The organism is Streptomyces netropsis (assembly GCF_014203545.1).
GTDB classification, from domain to species: domain Bacteria; phylum Actinomycetota; class Actinomycetes; order Streptomycetales; family Streptomycetaceae; genus Streptomyces; species Streptomyces netropsis.
The window spans coordinates 298,142-314,625 of sequence record NZ_JACHJG010000002.1 but is presented as its reverse complement, the minus strand read 5'-3'; the positions used below and the strand labels follow the sequence as shown (position 1 = coordinate 314,625).

General features: G+C 72.5%; 14 protein-coding genes. 5 read left to right on the top strand and 9 right to left on the bottom strand.

Features of this window, described 5'->3' with window-relative positions; all coding sequences use genetic code 11:
- Nucleotides 1-8 precede the first annotated feature (8 nt).
- On the bottom strand, nt 9-1,496 hold the full coding sequence (locus FHS38_RS06220; RefSeq protein ID WP_184731593.1) for a DNA-binding protein NsdB: 1,488 nt from the start codon (nt 1,494-1,496) through the stop codon (nt 9-11).
- 234 nt (nt 1,497-1,730) lie between these two features.
- Here FHS38_RS06220 and FHS38_RS06215 point away from each other — a divergent pair, with 234 nt between their 5' ends.
- Together FHS38_RS06215 and FHS38_RS06210 are read left to right on the top strand one after the other, a co-directional pair.
- Nucleotides 1,731-2,840: an aminoglycoside phosphotransferase family protein gene (locus tag FHS38_RS06215; RefSeq protein WP_184731591.1), complete on the top strand. Its 1,110-nt coding sequence runs from the start codon at nt 1,731-1,733 to the stop codon at nt 2,838-2,840.
- Nucleotides 2,841-3,103: 263 nt separating this feature from the next.
- The gene (locus tag FHS38_RS06210) at nt 3,104-5,128 is read left to right on the top strand and encodes an N-acetylmuramoyl-L-alanine amidase (RefSeq protein WP_373301821.1); all 2,025 of its coding nucleotides are present in this window, start codon (nt 3,104-3,106) and stop codon (nt 5,126-5,128) included.
- Nucleotides 5,129-5,197: 69 nt separating this feature from the next.
- Here FHS38_RS06210 and FHS38_RS06205 read toward each other — a convergent pair whose 3' ends face one another.
- The 7 genes from FHS38_RS06205 to FHS38_RS06175 form a co-directional block, all read right to left on the bottom strand.
- Nucleotides 5,198-5,698 (bottom strand): hypothetical protein, encoded by a 501-nt coding sequence (locus FHS38_RS06205; RefSeq protein WP_184731587.1) that lies wholly within the window; start codon nt 5,696-5,698, stop codon nt 5,198-5,200.
- Nucleotides 5,699-5,763: 65 nt separating this feature from the next.
- Entirely contained in the window at nt 5,764-6,162 is a 399-nt protein-coding gene (locus FHS38_RS06200) for an ACT domain-containing protein (protein WP_184731585.1), read from the bottom strand.
- Between the two features lie 242 nt (nt 6,163-6,404).
- A complete protein-coding gene (locus tag FHS38_RS06195) occupies nt 6,405-6,653 on the bottom strand; it encodes a DUF397 domain-containing protein (RefSeq protein ID WP_184732209.1) in 249 nt (82 codons plus the stop codon).
- Between the two features lie 106 nt (nt 6,654-6,759).
- Nucleotides 6,760-7,926 carry a thiolase family protein gene (locus tag FHS38_RS06190; RefSeq protein WP_184731583.1) on the bottom strand — a complete coding sequence of 389 codons (1,167 nt, stop codon included), beginning with the start codon at nt 7,924-7,926 and terminating at the stop codon, nt 6,760-6,762.
- A complete protein-coding gene (locus tag FHS38_RS06185) occupies nt 7,923-8,972 on the bottom strand; it encodes a thiolase family protein (RefSeq protein ID WP_229822539.1) in 1,050 nt (349 codons plus the stop codon). Before FHS38_RS06185 ends, FHS38_RS06190 begins: the two co-directional genes overlap by 4 nt.
- Entirely contained in the window at nt 8,969-9,934 is a 966-nt protein-coding gene (locus tag FHS38_RS06180; RefSeq protein ID WP_184731579.1) for a Zn-ribbon domain-containing OB-fold protein, read from the bottom strand. Before FHS38_RS06180 ends, FHS38_RS06185 begins: the two co-directional genes overlap by 4 nt.
- Before the next feature lie 30 nt (nt 9,935-9,964).
- Nucleotides 9,965-10,765 carry a crotonase/enoyl-CoA hydratase family protein gene (locus tag FHS38_RS06175; protein WP_184731576.1) on the bottom strand — a complete coding sequence of 267 codons (801 nt, stop codon included), beginning with the start codon at nt 10,763-10,765 and terminating at the stop codon, nt 9,965-9,967.
- Between the two features lie 175 nt (nt 10,766-10,940).
- Between FHS38_RS06175 and FHS38_RS06170 the strand changes: the two genes are divergently transcribed.
- The 3 genes from FHS38_RS06170 to paaK all read left to right on the top strand — a co-directional run bounded on the left by FHS38_RS06170 (nt 10,941) and on the right by paaK (nt 14,805).
- Nucleotides 10,941-12,599: an acyl-CoA synthetase gene (locus tag FHS38_RS06170; protein ID WP_184731574.1), complete on the top strand. Its 1,659-nt coding sequence runs from the start codon at nt 10,941-10,943 to the stop codon at nt 12,597-12,599.
- 98 nt (nt 12,600-12,697) lie between these two features.
- Entirely contained in the window at nt 12,698-13,351 is a 654-nt protein-coding gene (locus tag FHS38_RS06165; RefSeq protein ID WP_184731572.1) for a maleylpyruvate isomerase N-terminal domain-containing protein, read from the top strand.
- A gap of 146 nt (nt 13,352-13,497) precedes the next feature.
- Nucleotides 13,498-14,805 carry a phenylacetate--CoA ligase PaaK gene (paaK, locus tag FHS38_RS06160; RefSeq protein WP_184731570.1) on the top strand — a complete coding sequence of 436 codons (1,308 nt, stop codon included), beginning with the start codon at nt 13,498-13,500 and terminating at the stop codon, nt 14,803-14,805.
- A gap of 30 nt (nt 14,806-14,835) precedes the next feature.
- On the opposite strand, the gene FHS38_RS06155 is transcribed toward paaK, so the two are convergent.
- The gene (locus tag FHS38_RS06155) at nt 14,836-16,350 is read right to left on the bottom strand and encodes a fatty acyl-CoA synthetase (protein WP_184731568.1); all 1,515 of its coding nucleotides are present in this window, start codon (nt 16,348-16,350) and stop codon (nt 14,836-14,838) included.
- Nucleotides 16,351-16,484 lie beyond the last annotated feature (134 nt).

Here is a 16,484-nt window from a genome sequence, read left to right as displayed (position 1 = left end):
CACCTGAGTCACACGCTCGTGCTCCTGCCCTTCCCCGGCCCCGTCGGCAGCGCCCGCTGGATCTCCTGCCGCAGATCCTCGATCCGGGCGAAGCCCGCGTACTTCCCGGTGAGCCGGTACATCTCGCGCAACCGGTCCCATGTGCGGTGGGAGGAGGTGTCACCGATCGAGACCAGGGCCAGCCGGGCGTAGGTGTCGGCCTGCTCGGGGTCGTTGCCGATGAGGCAGGCGGACGCCATGGAGATGTAGTCGAAGATCTTCGAGCGCAGGGTGTCGTTCCCCCGCAGTGCCAGCGCCTGCTTGGCGTGCCGCTGGGCGATGACCGCGGCCCCCGGTTCGTGATCCGCGAGCGTCCGGTAGGCCAGGGCCTGCATGCCGTGGAGCTCCATCTCGTGGAACGACTGCATCCAGCTCGGCGGCGGCACATCGCCCTTGTCCGACGCGAACAGCTCTTCGGCCTGGCCCAGGGTCCGCCGCATGGCCTGGCCGCGCCCCATCGACGCCTGCGCCCAGGCCTCGATCGTGTACAGCATGGCCCGGGTGCGCGGCAGGGTCTCACTGCCGGAGCCGGACTTGGCGAGCTTCATCAGGTCCAGGGCGTCGTCCGGGCGGCCGAGGTGGACCATCTGCCGGGCGGCCCGGGAGAGCGCCTCTCCCGCGCGCGGCCGGTCGCCGCCCTCGCGGGCCGCGTGCGCGGCGATGACGAAGTACTTCTGCGCGGTGGGCTCCAGGCCCACGTCGTGGGACATCCAGCCCGCCAGCACCGCGAGATTCGCGGCGACCCCCCAGAGCCTGCGCTGAAGGTGTTCGGGGTGGCGGTAGGAGAGCATGCCGCCCACCTCATTGAGCTGGCCGACCACCGCCTTGCGCTGCAGCCCGCCGCCGCGGGCCGCGTCCCAGGCGCGGAAGACGTCGACCGAGCGCTCCAGGGCGTCGATCTCGGTGGAACCCACGGGCGCCGCCTCGTAGCGGTCGAAACCCGCGGCGTCGTTGTGCGCGACGTCCCTGCGCAGCGGATCGTCGAGCCGGGGGGCGTCGGAGGAGAGAAGGGGGTCGGCATGCAGCCAGTCGTGCATGGCGCTGCTGAGTGCTGAGCCTGCGGAGAGCGCGGCGCACGCGCCCACCAAGCCGCGTCGGTTGAGCATGAGGTCCATTCCCGTGAATTCGGTGAGGACCGCGGCGGTCCGCTCGGGCGCCCAGGGCAGTCCGTCGACGGACTGCCCCTTGGTCGCGCGCCCTCGTCGGCCGAACCCGAGATCCTCAATGGTCACGACACGACCGAGACGCTCGGTGAACAGGGCGGCCAGCACCTTGGGCACGGGATCGCGGGGCGACTCCCCCATGTCGATCCAGCGCCGGACCCGCGAGGTGTCGGTCGCCAGCTGCGGATGTCCCATGACAGCCGCCTGCCGGTTCACGAGTCTCGCCAGCTCGCCCTTGGTCCATCCGGCGAGGCCGAACAGATCCGCCAGGCGGGTGTTGGGTTCCCTTGTCACGTCAAGCCCCCAGGTTCCTCGGCTGACTTGAAGGTATCGGCCCGTCATGGGCCAAGCGAGTATTCGCCAGGCTTCGCCAGGGTGCGCCAGATGGTGTGCCACCGGCGGTCGGGTGTGATGTAGGAACGCGCAACCCCGGCCCCCGGCGACCGGAGGGCATTCCCCAGGGTGCACCCGCCCCGGAGGCCGGGATGCGCGGCAACTCGTCGGCACACGAAGGGATCTGTTCCGCCCATGTATGCAGCATCGACCTCCGTGTCCGCGCCGCCCCGACCGATCCGACCGCAGCAGAGCGGCGGAGGGCCGTATCTCGACCCCTCCCACGCCGCGGGAGCCGCGTTCGGAGCGGGGCGGGCCCGGCGGGCCCCGGGGATCGGCGCCCAACCGCTCAGCGGAAGAATCGACCTGTCCGGCCCGCAGGGAACGCAGCTGCGCGCGGCCATCACGTCGGTGCACCGCATCTGCCCGGAGTTCAACCCCGTCCAGGTACTGCGCCGTAGCGCACGCTCCGTCCTCCTGGTCGGTACGACGGGACGCTCGACGGCCGTGGCCAAGTGCTTAACTGATCATTCACCGGCCTGTGTCGAACGATCCCGGCACGAAATAGCCACATATCGCGCATTCGTGCGCCATCGCCCGCCCGTGCGGGTACCTCGGCTCATCGCAGCCGATCCGGACAACTGCACACTCGTCATCGAGCGGATGCCCGGCCGCCCGGCCGCCACCCAGCGGCACCCGGTGGACTCCCCGCCCCGCGCCGATGTGCGGGCGGCGCTCGGCGCGATCTGCCGGGTCAATCTCTGGCGGCCGCCGGCCGGCATGTTCGACATGCCGCTGGACTACGGCAAGCGCATCGCCCGGTTCCATGAGCTCGGCCTGCTCACCGACCGCGACCTGGGCGATCTCCAGAAGCTGCTGCACGGACTGGCGCACGTCCAGGGGCAGTTCTGCCACGGCGACGCCCTGCTCTCGAACATCCTGCTCTCGCCCGCCGGTCCGGTGCTGGTCGACTGGGACCAGGCCGGCTGGTACCTACCGGGGTACGACCTGGCCACGCTGTGGACCGTCCTCGGCGACGCCCCGGTGGCGCGGCGTCAGATCAGCCAGCACGCGCAGGCCGCGGGGCCCGCTTCCCGTGACGCCTTTCTGGTGAATCTGATGCTCGTGCTGACCCGCGAGATCCGGACGTACGAGACCGCCGTGCAGCGCTCCATGCAGGACCCCACGCCGTCGGGGCCCGGCATGGCCGATGCCGGAGAGGAGCAGCGGCTGCTGCTGCGCCGCCTGCACGACGACTGCGCGCTGGCCCGGCGGGCGGTCCGGGCGGCGGTGGGTACCCGCTGAGCCCGGCGGGCCCGCCGCGCCCGGCGCGCGGCGGGCCGGCATTCTCCGTACGTTCACCGCATTGGAGCAGCACCGCCTCGCAGGACCGAACGCCCGTGCCGGGAGAACGCCCCGGCACGGGCGTTCGGCACGTCCGACACCCGCCCTCCACGATGATTGACGGATCGTCGGATTGCGGTTACCTCTTGAAAGTCCGGTCCCGCACGCCTGATGGCGCCCCTACCATCCCAGCGCATGGCACGGCCCGTCCCAAGGAGGCTGCATTGCGAGGATCCGCCGCGGAGTCACGGAGCACCCCGAGGACCCGCCCCCGTAGACGTCCGCGCGGACGTCCCCTTCGACCCTGCCGTACCCTGCGGGCGGCCGGCGCCGCCGCGTCGGCCGCCCTGCTGTTGCCCGTGCTCGCGGCCGCGCCGACCGCGACCGCCGGGCAGCCGGCCTCGGGAGCGCTGCAGCGCGCGTTCGCCGACGCCTCCGCGAAGTACCACGTCCCGCAGAGCGTGCTGCTCGGGGTCTCCTACCTGGAGTCGCGCTGGGACTCCCACGGCGGCGCCCCGAGCGTCACGGGTGGCTACGGCCCGATGCACCTCACCGACGCGGCCACGGCCCTGGCCGGGGTCCCTCACCACAGCGAGGCCGGGGAGGACGCCCGGGGTGACGCCGCCCGGCCTCGTCCGGCCACCCGCGCGGCCGTTCGGACGATCACGGCGGGCCCGCTCCCGGCGCGGCTGCGCACCCTGGAGCGTGCCGCCGCGCTGACGGGGCTGTCCGGCAAGGCGCTCCGGCAGAGGACCTCGGCCAATGTCCTGGGCGGCGCGGCTCTGCTGGCCGCCGCGCAGAAGCGGCTGGGGCTGCCGCCGAGCGAGAGTCCCGCCGACTGGTACGGCGCGGTGGCGAGCTATTCGGGCGCCTCGGACGCGGCGACCGCGACCACCTTCGCGAACGACGTCATGGACGTCATCCGCACCGGCGAGCGGCGCACCACCGACGCGGGCCAGCAGGTCACGCTGGCCGCGACACCGCGGCTGGCGGCCCGTACGGAGCAGGTGCGCGGGCTGGGTCTCACGACGCCGCCGGCCACGGGGGTCGAATGCCCGCCCACCGTGGCCTGTGAGTCGATCCCCGCGCCGTACCAGAAGCTCGAGGGCGAGGACTACGGCAACCACGATCTGGCGGACCGGCCGAAGTCGCAGAAGCCCGATTTCATCGTCATCCACGACACCGAGGGGTCGTGGGAGACCACGATCAAGCTGGTGCAGGATCCGACGTACGTCTCCTGGAACTACACCGTGCGCTCCTCGGACGGTCACATCGCGCAGCACGTGCCGACCAAGGACGTCGCCTGGCACGCGGGCAATTGGTATGTGAACGCCAAGTCGGTCGGCATCGAGCACGAGGGGTTCCTCGCCCAGCCCGACGCCTGGTACACGGAGGCGATGTACCGCACGTCCGCCCGGCTGGTGAAGTATCTGGCGCACAAACTGAAGATCCCGTTGGACCGGCAGCACATCCTGGGCCACGACAACGTCCCGGGCACCACCACCGCGACGATCAGGGGCATGCACACCGACCCCGGCCCGTACTGGGACTGGGCGCATTACTTCGCGCTGATGGGCAAGTTCTTCCAGCCCACGGGCGGCCCCTTCGCCGGCATGGTCACCATCGCACCGCACTACCACGGCCACCAGCCCGACTACACCGGCTGCGTCAAGCCCGGTCAGGCATGTGTCCGGCACGGTTCGGGAGCGGTCCGGCTGCACACCGGGCCGGGCCCGGACGCCCCACTGGTGAAGGACATCGGTCTGCGCCCCGACGGCGGTGCTTCGACGATCGACGTCAACGACACGGGTGCCCGCGCCTCCACCGGTCAGCAGTTCGCGGTCGCCGGTCAGCGGGGCGACTGGACCGCCATCTGGTACCTGGGGCAGAAGGCGTGGTTCCACAACCCGTGGGACAGACCGACGGCGATGGACGCCTTCGGCAAGGTGGTCACGCCCAAGCAGGGCCGGCGGGACGTCCCGGTCTACGGGCGCGCGTACCCGGAGAAGGAGGCCTATCCGGCGGGTGTGCCGGTGCAGGCCGTGTCGCCCCTGCCGTACAAGCTGCTCGCCGGTCAGGCCTATGCGCTGGGCCAGCGGTCGCCGAGCGAGTATCTCTGGGCGACGACCTTCGACGAGAAGGCCCACCAGGTGATCCGCGGCAAGGACACGTACTACGAGATCCAGTTCGGGCACCGGGTGGCCTTCGTCAAGGCCTCCGATGTGGACGTCCGGCCCTCGAACCACTAGACGGGAACGCGAAGGAGCCCGGCACGGTGACCGTGCCGGGCTCCGGTGTGCCGAGGCGTGTCCGGTGGGTCAGCCCTGCTGGAACATCTCCGCGGGCAGCGGCTTGAGGAGCTGGTACAGCTCGTCGGTGATGGGGCGGTCCCAGCTCGCGATGGTGACGAGCACGCCGTCGCTGCGGTCGAACTGGGTGCAGGAGATGCGGCCCTCGGAGCACTTCACGCGCCGCACGATGAGGAGGTTGTCCTCGTGCATGACGGGGATGTCCTCGGTGCCCACCACGTGCACGGGCTCGTCGTTGCCGAGCGCCGCGAGGAGCTGCGCGACCTCGAACGGCACCTGGTCCTCCTCCAGCTCGCGCGCCGGGGAGCCCTCCGGCAGATTGCCGATGATCATCGCCGGGCCGCGCCCGCCGAAGAGGTCGTAGCGGAGGAAGACGCCCTGGCAGGTGCCGTCGGGCGCGGGCAGCAGCCCGGCCCCGAGGTCGCCGGGCCAGTCCCCCGGGTCCATGGCGAGGACGTCGAAGTCCGGCCCGGTGGGCGTGGCTGCGCTGCGGCGGCGGAGGAACGACATGCCCACATCGTACGTGCCCGTGGCCGGGCCGCCGTCCCGGGGAACCCGGCGTGGCCCGCGCCCGCTCAGGCGGCGTCCGCGGCGAGGGTCTCGAGCAGCTCCACGGCCTCCGCGGCCCGCTCGTAGGGGACGAAGAGGTGGTCGTGGTGGCAGCCCGCGACGACGTTGCAGCTCAGCTCCGCCTGGGCCAGCGCCTGGGCCACGGCGGCGGTGAGGCCGACGGCCTCCAGGGCCGAATGGACCCGCAGGGTGATCCAGCCGGCGACGTATTCGTACGCCAGACCGGCGGCGTCGGCCTCCTCCTTGCGGAGCACGAGGGTGAGTCCCTCGTCCTCGGCCACGGTCACCACCGGCTTGACGCCGACCGGCGCCGGGCCGCTCACCACGGTGAAGACATAGCGCCCGGGGTTGAGCTGTGGCCGCATGCCGCCGAGCAGTTTCGTCAGATCGCGTTCTCCTGCCATGCCGTCACCCTACGGGGGTGACTGTGCCGCCTGCGGCGGCGAGCGCCCTGGCGGGCGCGTCCTCAAGCGCCGGACAGGCTGATTGCAGCCTGTCCGGCGCTTGAGGACAGAGCACAGCAGCCTGTCCGGCGCTTGAGGACAGAGCACAGCAGCCTGTCCGGCGCTTGAGGACACCGCCGCGCGGCGGGGGTGCAGGCGACACGGCCCGCGGTACACCGCTGCCCTGATCCGCCTGACAGGCACTAGGTGAGGTCGAACTCGCCCTTTCGCGCGCCCACGACGAAGGCGCGCCATTCCTCCGGGGTGAAGACCAGCGAGGGCCCGCTCGGGTTACGGCCGTCGCGCATGGCGATGTAGCCCTCGACGAAGGCGATCTGGACGTCGCCCGTCCCCTCGCTGCTCGACTGCCAGGTGGCCTTGCCGAGGTCCAGCTCCGGCTGCGCGCCGTCCGTCGGTCGCCCCGGACGCTGTCCCCTCAGGTGACCCGTCATGCTGTCCGCCACGTCTTTCGCTCCTCCCGGTTCGTCGTCGTCCCGGGGCCACAGTAGCGAGCGCGGCGGGTGCCGGACAGGCCGCCGGGAAACGTCTGTACTCCCGTCAGGTGGTGGGGGGTTCGGCGGCGACCAGCCACATGGAGAAGAACTGCGCGCCCCCGCCGTAGGCGTGGCCGAGCGCCTTGCGGGCGTCCGCGACCTGGTGCTCGCCCGCCCGCCCCCGGACCTGGAGCGCGGCCTCGGCGAAGCGGAGCATGCCGGAGGCGCCGATCGGGTTGGTGGACAGGACACCGCCGGAGGGGTTGACCGGGAGGTCGCCGTCCAGTTCGGTCACCCCCGCCTCGGTGAGCTTCCAGCCCTCGCCCTCCGCCGCGAAGCCGAGGTTCTCCAGCCACATCGGCTCGTACCAGCTGAAGGGCACGTACATCTCGACGGCGTCGATCTCGCGCCGCGGGTCGGTGATCCCGGCCTGGCGGTAGACGTCGGCGGCGCAGTCCTTCCCCGCGCGGGGCGAGACGAAGTCCTTGCCGGCGAACAGCGTCGGTTCGCTGCGCATGGCGCCGCCGTGCAGCCACGCGGGCGGGTACGGGGCGCGGGCCGCGCCCGCGCGGTCGGTGAGGACCATGGCGCAGGCCCCGTCGGAGGAGGGGCAGGTTTCGGAGTAGCGGATCGGGTCCCAGAGCATGGGTGAGGACCGGACCTTCTCCAGGGTGATGTCGTGCTCGTGGAGGTGGGCGTAGGGGTTCTTGAGGGCGTTGCGGCGGTCCTTGTAGGCCACCAGGGAGCCCACGCCGTCGGGCGCGCCGGTGCGGCGCATGTACGCCCGGACGTGCGGGGCGAAGAAGCCGCCGGCGCCGGCCAACAGGGGCTGCTGGAAGGGGACGGGCAGGGACAGGCCCCACATGGCGTTGGACTCGGACTGCTTCTCGAAGGCCAGGGTCAGGACGGTGCGGTGGACGCGCGCGGTGACGAGGTCGGCGGCCACGAGGGCGGTGGAGCCGCCCACGGAGCCCGCGGTGTGCACCCGCAGCAGCGGTTTGCCGACCGCGCCGAGCGCGTCGGCGAGGTAGTGCTCGGGCGTCATGACGCCCTCGAAGAAGTCGGGTGCCTTGCCGATGACGACCGCGTCGATGTCGGACCAGGTGAGCGCCGCGTCGTCGAGCGCGCGCCGGGCGGCCTCGCGGACCAGTCCGGCGATGGAGACGTCACGGCGGGCGGCGGCGTGCCGGGTCTGCCCGATTCCGACGACGGCCACGGGTTCTCGGGTCACCGGGTCTCTCCTTCCAGGACCGCGACGAGGTTCTGCTGGAGGCACGGGCCGGCGGTGGCGTGGGCGAGTGCGCGGTCGCTCGCGCCCCGGTGGATCCGGGCCGCGGCCTCGCCGAGCCGGATGAGGCCCGTGGCCATGACGGGGTTGGCGGCCAGGGCGCCGCCCGAAGGGTTCACGGTGACGCCGTCGCCCAGGCGCAGCGCCTTGCGCAGCACGATCTCCTGCGAGGTGAAGGGCGCGTGCAGTTCCGCCGTGTCGACGGGGGCGTCGAAGGCTCCGGCGCGCGTCGCGGCGAGGCGGGTGGAGGGCGAGTCGGTGAGATCGCGTACGCCGAGGGCGTGTGTCTCGACGCGGTGGTCGATGCCGCGGATCCAGGCGGGCCGGTCGTGGAGCCGGCGGGCGGTGTCCCCGGCGGCGAGGACGACGGCGGCGGCGCCGTCGCCGATGGGCGGGCAGTCGCGGGCGCGCAGCGGCGCCACGACGTAGTCGCCCGCCGCCCGGGGGCGGTGCGCGGCCCCCTGTGGGCCGGCCGCGCGGTTCCTCGCGGCGACGGCGGCGAGGGCCTGCTCGTCGGTCTCCCCCGCGTCGATGAGCGCCCGTGCCTGGAGGGCGGCCAGGGCGACGGGGTCGGGCCACAGGGGGGCGAGGTAGTAGGGGTCGAGCTGCCGGGTGAGGACGTCCCGTACGTCACCGGCCGAGGACGTGCCGTAGGCGTAGACGAGCGCGGTGTCGGCCGCGCCGGTGAGGATCTTCACCCATGCCTCGTACAGCGCCCAGGCCCCGTCCGTCTCCACGTGGGACTCGGTGATGGGTGGCCAGGCCCCGACCCCGTCGAGGGCCATGGTGAAGGAGAAGGCCCGGCCGGCCAGGTAGTCGCTCGACCCGGAGCAGGTGAAGTCGATGTCGCGGGCGGTGAGGCCCACGTGGCCGAGGGCGTCGTGGAGCACCGGCATGAGCGTCTCGACCTCGGAGAGTCCGTCGGTGCGGCGCCGGTGGGCGCTCTGCGCGAAGGCGACGATCGCCACGTTCCGGGCGGCGTGTGTCACAGCAGCTCCTTGTACGTGTCGTAGTCGGCGTCGGGCTCGTCCGCGGGGCGGTAGTGGTCGGGGTAGCGGGCGCCTTCGGTCCATACGGGCTCGACGCGCAGCCCCATGCGCACCCGGTCGTAGGGGATGCCGGCGATGCGTCCGTGGAGTGCGAGGTCGGCGCCGTCGAGGGCGATGTGGGCGTAGACGTAGGGGACTTCGATGTCCAGGCCTTTGGCTTTGATGTTGACGACGCAGTAGGTGGTGACGGTCCCGCGCGGGCCGACCTCCACCTCCTCGTCGGTGGCGACGCCGCAGGTGGGGCAGGCACCGCGGGGTGGTACGTAGACCTTGCGGCAGGCGGGGCAGCGTTCGCCCACGGTCCTGCGGCCGGCGAGGGCGGTGAGGTAGCGGGTCTGGGCGCGGCCGGGTGAGTAGGTGTAGTCGAGGCGGGCGGGCGTGGTGACGGCGGTGACGGGGTCGGCGAACACGCCCGGCGAGGAGGCGTGCGCGGTGGCGGCCCGCTCGGTGGGTTCGGTGGCCTCGTCGTCGTGCGGCTCGAAGCAGGCGATGTCGGTGATCGCTCCGGTCCGCTCCAGGGCCCAGCGGACGCGGACCCGCATCCCGGTGCGGACGGCGTCCGGGCCGGGGGCGTCGAGGGCGTGCAGCAGGGCGGTGTCGGCGCCGTCGAGGCGGACGAGGGCCCAGGCGAAGGGGGTGCGCAGCGGCTGGCCGCGGCGTGGGGCGGGGTTCCAGGCCCAGGTGGTGACGGTGCCGGTGGCGGCGACCTCGACGAGGTCGCGGATCTCCTCGGCGGTCCGCGGGTCGTACTCGACGGGGGGCACGAGCACCTGCCCGTCGGTGGTCCGGACGCCGAGTACGGTCCGCTCGCGCAGCCCGGTGAGGAACGCGCTCTGCACGGGGCCGAGGGAGCGGGTGAAGGGGAATTCCACGACCAGCGGGGCGGTCAGGGGTTCGGGCATGGCGAACTGTTCTCCTTCGGCGGCCGGCGCTCAGGAGCGCCGGTAGACGGCGGGGCGTTTCTCGGCGAAGGCGCGGGCGCCTTCCTTGGCGTCGTCCGTGTCGAAGATCGGCCAGCCGCGCCGGAGTTCGAGGGCGAGGCCCTCCGCCTCGCCCATCTCGGCGGCGTCGTGAACGCAGGCCTTGACGGCTTCGACGGCCAGCGGTCCGTTGGCGTTGACGAGTTCGGCGGTCGCCAGGGCCGCTTCCAGGGCCGTGCCGTCGGGGACGACGCGTCCGATGAGCCCGATGCGTTCGGCTTCCCGGGCCGGGTACGGGCGTCCGGTGAGCAGCATTTCCAGGGCGTGGGTGCGGGGGATCTGGCGGGCGAGGCGGACGGTGGAGCCGCCGATGGGGAACAGTCCGCGGCGCACTTCGAAGAGGCCGAAGACGGCGCTCTCGCCGGCGATGCGGATGTCGGTGCCCTGGAGGATCTCGGTGCCGCCGGCGACGCAGGGGCCCTCGACGGCGGCGATGACCGGTTTGCGTGGCCGGTGGTGCCGGAGCATGGCCTTCCAGTGCAGGTCGGGGTCGGCGTCGAGGCGCTCGCGGTACACGTCGCGGGCCTGGCCCCGGCCGGCGAGGGCCTTGAGGTCCATGCCGGAGCAGAAGGCGCCGCCGGCGCCGGTGAGGACGACCGAGCGGATCGCGTCGTCCGCGTCGGCCGCCAGCCAGCCGTCGTACAGCCCGACGAGCATCGGCAGCGAGAGGGCGTTCTTGGCCTCCGGCCGGTTCAGGGTGAGCACGAGGGTCGCGCCGACGCGCTCCGCGGTGAGGTGCGGGGTCCCGCCCATGACAGTTCTCCCGTCTCGAGACGGAGAACAGGTTGCAGGAGGCGGGGGCGGGGTTCAATAGATTTCTGACTTCCCGTCAGTTTTCTTGGGTGAACTCCCTTCCCCCCTCGGTCCCCGGACGCTCTAATGACCGCCGAGCCCCTGTTCCCCCGGGCAGGCCCGGTCAGGAGGAGACGTGGACTACAACCTCGCCGATCTCTTCGAGTCGGTCGTCGACACGGTGCCGGACCGGGAGGCCCTGGTCCATCTCGACCTCCCGGGCGGCGGCGCCGAGCGGCGGCTGACGTACGCCGAGCTGGACACGGCGGCCAACCGGCTCGCCCACCACCTCCAAGGCAGCGGGATCGGGCCGGGCGAACACGTGGGGCTCCACCTCTACAACGGCGTCGAGTACCTCCAGACCGTATGGGCCTGTCTGAAGATCCGGGCCGTGCCGGTCAATGTGAACTACCGCTATGTGGACGAGGAGTTGGCCTACCTCTACCGGGACGCCGATCTGGCCGCCCTGGTCTTCGACGCGGAGTTCACCGGCCGGGTCGCGGCGGCCGCGCCCCGGGCGGAGCGGCTGCGGCACCTCGTCCGGGTGGGCGCGGCCCCCGAGGGTGCTGCCGAGCCGCCCCTCACCCCCGTCGGCTTCACCGCCGCCGTGGCGTCGGGGGCGCCCTGGCGCGACTTCGCACCGCGTTCGGGAGACGACCAGTTCATCATCTACACCGGCGGCACCACCGGGCTGCCCAAGGGGGTCATGTGGCGGCAGGAGGACCTGTTCTTCTCCGGCCTCGGCGGCGGCGCGCCGACGGGCGCGCCGGTGCAGCGGCCGGAGGAGCTGGCCGAGCGGGTCGCGGCGGGTGGTGAGGGGCTCGTCTTCTTCCCCACCCCGCCGCTGATGCACGGCACGTCGACGCTCACCTCCTTCATCGCCTTCGACTTCGGGCAGAAGGTCGTCCTCCACCGCAAGTACGCGCCCGAGGAGGTGCTGCGCACCGTCGCGCGCGAACGGGTGACCAGCCTCTCGCTGGTGGGCGACGCGATGCTGCGACCGCTGGTGGACGCGCTGTCCGGGCCGCTGCGCGACACCGACTGCTCCTCGCTGCTGACCGTCAGCAGCTCGGGTGCCGTCCTCTCCGACACCGTGCGCGCCCAGTTCGCGGCGCTCCTGCCACGGGTGGCGCTGCTGAACAACTTCGGCTCCTCCGAGTCCGGCTTCAACGGCACGGCCACCGAGGACGCGGGGGCCCGGCGGGGCTTCCGGCTGCGCGTCAACGACCGTACCGCCGTGGTGGATCCGGCGACGCACGAGAGGGTCGCGGCCGGCGAGGTGGGGCGGATCGCACAGCGCGGCCATGTGCCGCTGGGCTACTACAACGACCCCGTCAAGACCGCCCAGACGTTCTTCCGGGCGCACGGCGAGCGCTGGGTGCTGCTCGGCGACATGGCGACGGTCGACGAGACGGGCGTGGTCACGGTCCTCGGCCGTGGCTCGCAGTGCATCAACACCGGTGGCGAGAAGGTGTATCCGGAGGAGGTCGAGCAGGCCCTCAAGGCCCATCCGGATGTGTACGACGCGCTGGTCGCGGGCGTGCCCGACCCGACGTGGGGACAGCGCGTCGCCGCCGTGGTCCAGCCCCGCGCGGGCGCCGCGCCCCTGACGGCCGACGCCGTGCGGACGCACTGCCGGGCCCGGCTCGCGGGCTACAAGATCCCGCGCGTCGTCGTCCTCACCGACCGCGTCAGGCGCTCCCCCAGCGGCAAGGCGGACTACCGCTGGGCGCGGGAGGTGGCTCGGGCGGCGGCCGCCGGAGGCGCCGGGGACGGCGACGACGCGGAGGACTGACGCGCGGCCGTCGGCCCCTCCCCCGCGACGAGGAGGGCAGGCGGCCGGGCGGGCGAAATCGGTCGCAGCGGGGTCCGGGCGCTGCTAGCTTGCGGGCCGTGGATCTCTTCTCACGCTCGTGGACAGCGTTGCGCACGGCGGTCGCCGAACTCCCGGACGAGGACTTCGCGCGGCCGTCCGGCTGCACCGGCTGGCTCGTGCGGGACCTGGTGTGCCACCTGATCATCGATGCTCAGGACGTCCTGATCACCCTCGTCACCCCCGCCGGAACGGAACCGACCCGGGACGCGGTGAGCTACTGGACCATCGCCGAAGCCCCGACCTGCGACGACCCGCTCGACGCGCTGACCGTCCGGCTGGCCACCGCGTACGAAGAGCCGCGGCTGCTCAAGTTCCACCTCGACGACGTCGGCTCCGCCGCGGGCCGCGCTGCCGGACTCGCGGATCCCGCCCTCCGGGTCGGCACCCGCGACGAGGTGCTCACCGCGGGCGACTACCTCCACGCGTACGTCCTGGAATGGACGCTGCACCATCTCGACCTGATCGCGCACCTCCCCGACGCGGCGGAACCGCCCGCCGAGGGGCTCGCCCGCTCCCGCGAGCTGCTGGAGAAGATCGCCGGTGCGGCCTTCCCCCCGTCGTTCTCCGACAAGGACGTACTGCTGATCGGCACCGGACGACGTGCCCCGGCCGGGACCGAGATGACCGAACTGGGTGAGTTGACCGCGAAACTCCCGCTCGTCCTCGGCTGACGGGCGCCCATGGCGCTTGCCGATCCGCGCCACTGCGCGTCAGTCGACGACACGCACTCCTTGACTACCGAGGCGGGCTGCGGGTTACTTGATCACACAGGTAACTACCGAATGATCGGTCGGCTGACAACGGGGCGGTGGAGCGCATGACGGATTCCCGGGGACTTCCCGACGCGGCGGAGCGGCTCTCGCGCGAGGAGCTGGCGGCGCTGCAACTGCAAAGGCTGCGCTCCACGCTGCGGCACGCCTACGACCGCGTCGACTTCTACCGGCGGTCGTTCGACGCGGCCGGGGTGCACCCCGAGGACTGCCGCAGTCTCGCCGATCTCGCCCGGTTCCCCTTCACCACCAAGGCCGATCTGCGCGCCAACTACCCCTTCGGCATGTTCGCCGTGCCCCAGGCCGAGGTGCGGCGCGTCCACGCCTCCAGCGGCACCACCGGCGAGCCGACCGTCGTCGGCTACACCGAGCGGGACCTCGACACCTGGGCGGATGTCGTCGCCCGCTCCCTCCGCGCCGCCGGCGCCCGGCCGGGCGACAAGGTCCACGTGGCCTACGGCTACGGCCTGTTCACCGGCGGCCTGGGCGCGCACTACGGCGCCGAGCGGCTCGGCTGCACGGTGATCCCCGCCTCCGGCGGCATGACCGCGCGCCAGGTGCGGATCATCCGGGACTTCCGGCCCGAGGTCATCATGGTGACGCCCTCCTACATGCTCACGCTGCTCGACGAGTTCGAACGCCAGGGGGTGGATCCCCGCTCCACGTCACTGCGGGTCGGCGTCTTCGGTGCCGAACCGTGGGGCGAGGGGATGCGCCGGGAGATCGAGGACCGCTTCGCCATCGACGCCGTCGACATATACGGGATCTCGGAGGTCATCGGCCCGGGCGTCGCCCAGGAGTGCGTGGAGACCAAGGACGGCCCGCACATCTGGGAGGACCACTTCTTCCCGGAGATCGTCGACCCCCTCACCGGGGAGCCCGTGCCCGACGGCGGCCACGGCGAGCTGGTCTTCACCTCGCTCACCAAGGAGGCCATGCCCGTCGTCCGCTACCGCACCCGCGATCTCACCCGGCTGCTGCCCGGCACCGCCCGCCCCGCCTTCCGCCGGATGGAGAGGATCACCGGCCGCAGCGACGACATGGTCATCCTGCGCGGGGTGAATCTCTTCCCCGCGCAGATCGAGGAGATCGTCCTCGGCACCCCCGGCATCGCCCCGCACTTCCAGCTGCGGCTGACCCGTGAGGGGCGGCTGGACCACCTCACCGTACGGGCCGAGGCGCGTCAGGGGGCGACGCCCGAGCAGCGGGCGGCGGCGGCCTCGGGCATCGTCCGGCGGGTGAAGGACGGGATCGGGGTCTCGGTTGCGGTCGAGATCGTGGAGCCCGAGTCCCTGGAGCGGTCGGTGGGCAAGCTCAAGCGGATCGTGGACCTGCGCCCGAAGGGCGCGTCGTGATCCCCCGTGAGCCGGTGGGCGGCGCCCCGCTCACGCGCCGAAGCGGTCGCGCAGCTCCCGCTTGAGGACCTTCCCGCTGGCGTTGCGCGGCAGCCGGCCCACGAACAGCACGCGCTTGGGCGCCTTGAACGCGGGCAGCCGCTCACGTGCGTAGGCGATCAGCTCCGGTTCGTCGACCTTGTCGCGCGCGACGACCACGGCCGTGACCGCCTCGATCCACCGCTCGTCCGGCAGTCCGACCACCGCCACGTCGGCGACGGCCGGGTGCCCGTAGAGGACGTCCTCGACCTGGCGGGAGGCGACCAGCACACCGCCCGAGTTGATGACGTCCTTGACCCGGTCGACGACGGTCAGATAGCCCTCGCCGTCGCGGACGGCGAGGTCGCCGGAGTGGAACCAGCCGTCGCGGAAGGCCTCCGCCGTCTCCTCGGGCTTGTCCCAGTAGCCCTCGCACAACTGCGGTGAACGGTAGACGACTTCGCCCGTGGTGCCGTCGGGCACCTCACGGCCCCGCTCGTCCACGATCCGTGCCTCCACGAACAGCACCGGCCGCCCGCACGACTCCAGTCGCCCCTCGTGCTCGTGCGGCCCGAGGACCGTGGCCAGCGGGCCGATCTCGCTCTGCCCGAAGCAGTTGTAGAAGGCGAGGCCGGGGAGGCGGGCGCGCAGCCGTTCCAGCACGGGGACGGGCATGACGGAGGCACCGTAATACGCCTTGCGCAGGGCGCCGAGGTCGCGGGTGGCGAAACCCGGGTGGCCGGCCAGCGCGATCCATACGGTCGGCGGGGCGAAGAAGCTGTCGGCGTGCCCGGCGGAGACGAGTTCGAGGATCCGGTACGGATCCGGGGCGTCGATGACGGTGTTCTCCGCGCCCACCGCCAGATACGGCAGCAGGAAGACGTGCAGCTGCGCCGAGTGGTAGAGCGGCAGCGCGTGGACCGGCCGGTCCGTCTCCTTGAGGTCGAGGGCCAGGACGGCACTGGCGTAGGCGTGCAGCAGCGCCCCGTGCGTCATCATCGCGCCCTTGGGCAGGGCGGTGGTGCCGGAGGTGTAGAGCAGCTGCGCGAGGTCGCCCTCGTCCGGGCCGCCGGCCAGGACCGTGGCCGTCCCCGGCGGGTCCACGAGCCGTTCCAGCAGGGAGCCGGTGGCGTCGCGCAGCGGCAGCGCGCGCACGCCGCCCGGCAGCCGGTGCTCGAGCTGCGGGTCGGTGAGGACCAGGGCGGCGCCGGACTGTTCGAGGATGTAGCGCAGGTCCTCGCCGGTGAGGTGGTGGTTGACGGGCACGTGCACCAGCCCGGCGCGGGCGCAGCCCAGGAAGCCGATCAGATAGGCGTCGGAGTTGTGCCCGTACGCGGCGACCCGGTCACCCGACCGCAGCCCCCGCTCCAGCAGCACCCGGGCCGCGCCGGTCACCGCCTCGTCGAGCTCGCGGTACGTCCAGGCGCGCTCCCCGTACCGCAGGGCGGTCCTTTCGGGCACCCGCCGGGCGCTGCGCCGCAGGACGCCGTCCACCGTGTTCTCGCGTGCTGAAGGCCGTGAAGACATGGCCGGATCCTGTGGGCGCGTCGCGACCCCCGTCAAGGGCGGCGGAGATCCCAGGAGGGGGAGGACGACCGAAGCGGCGGTCAACTGACCGTGCCTCGGCTGCGTCTGACTCCCCGCAGACAACAGTTTTTCCG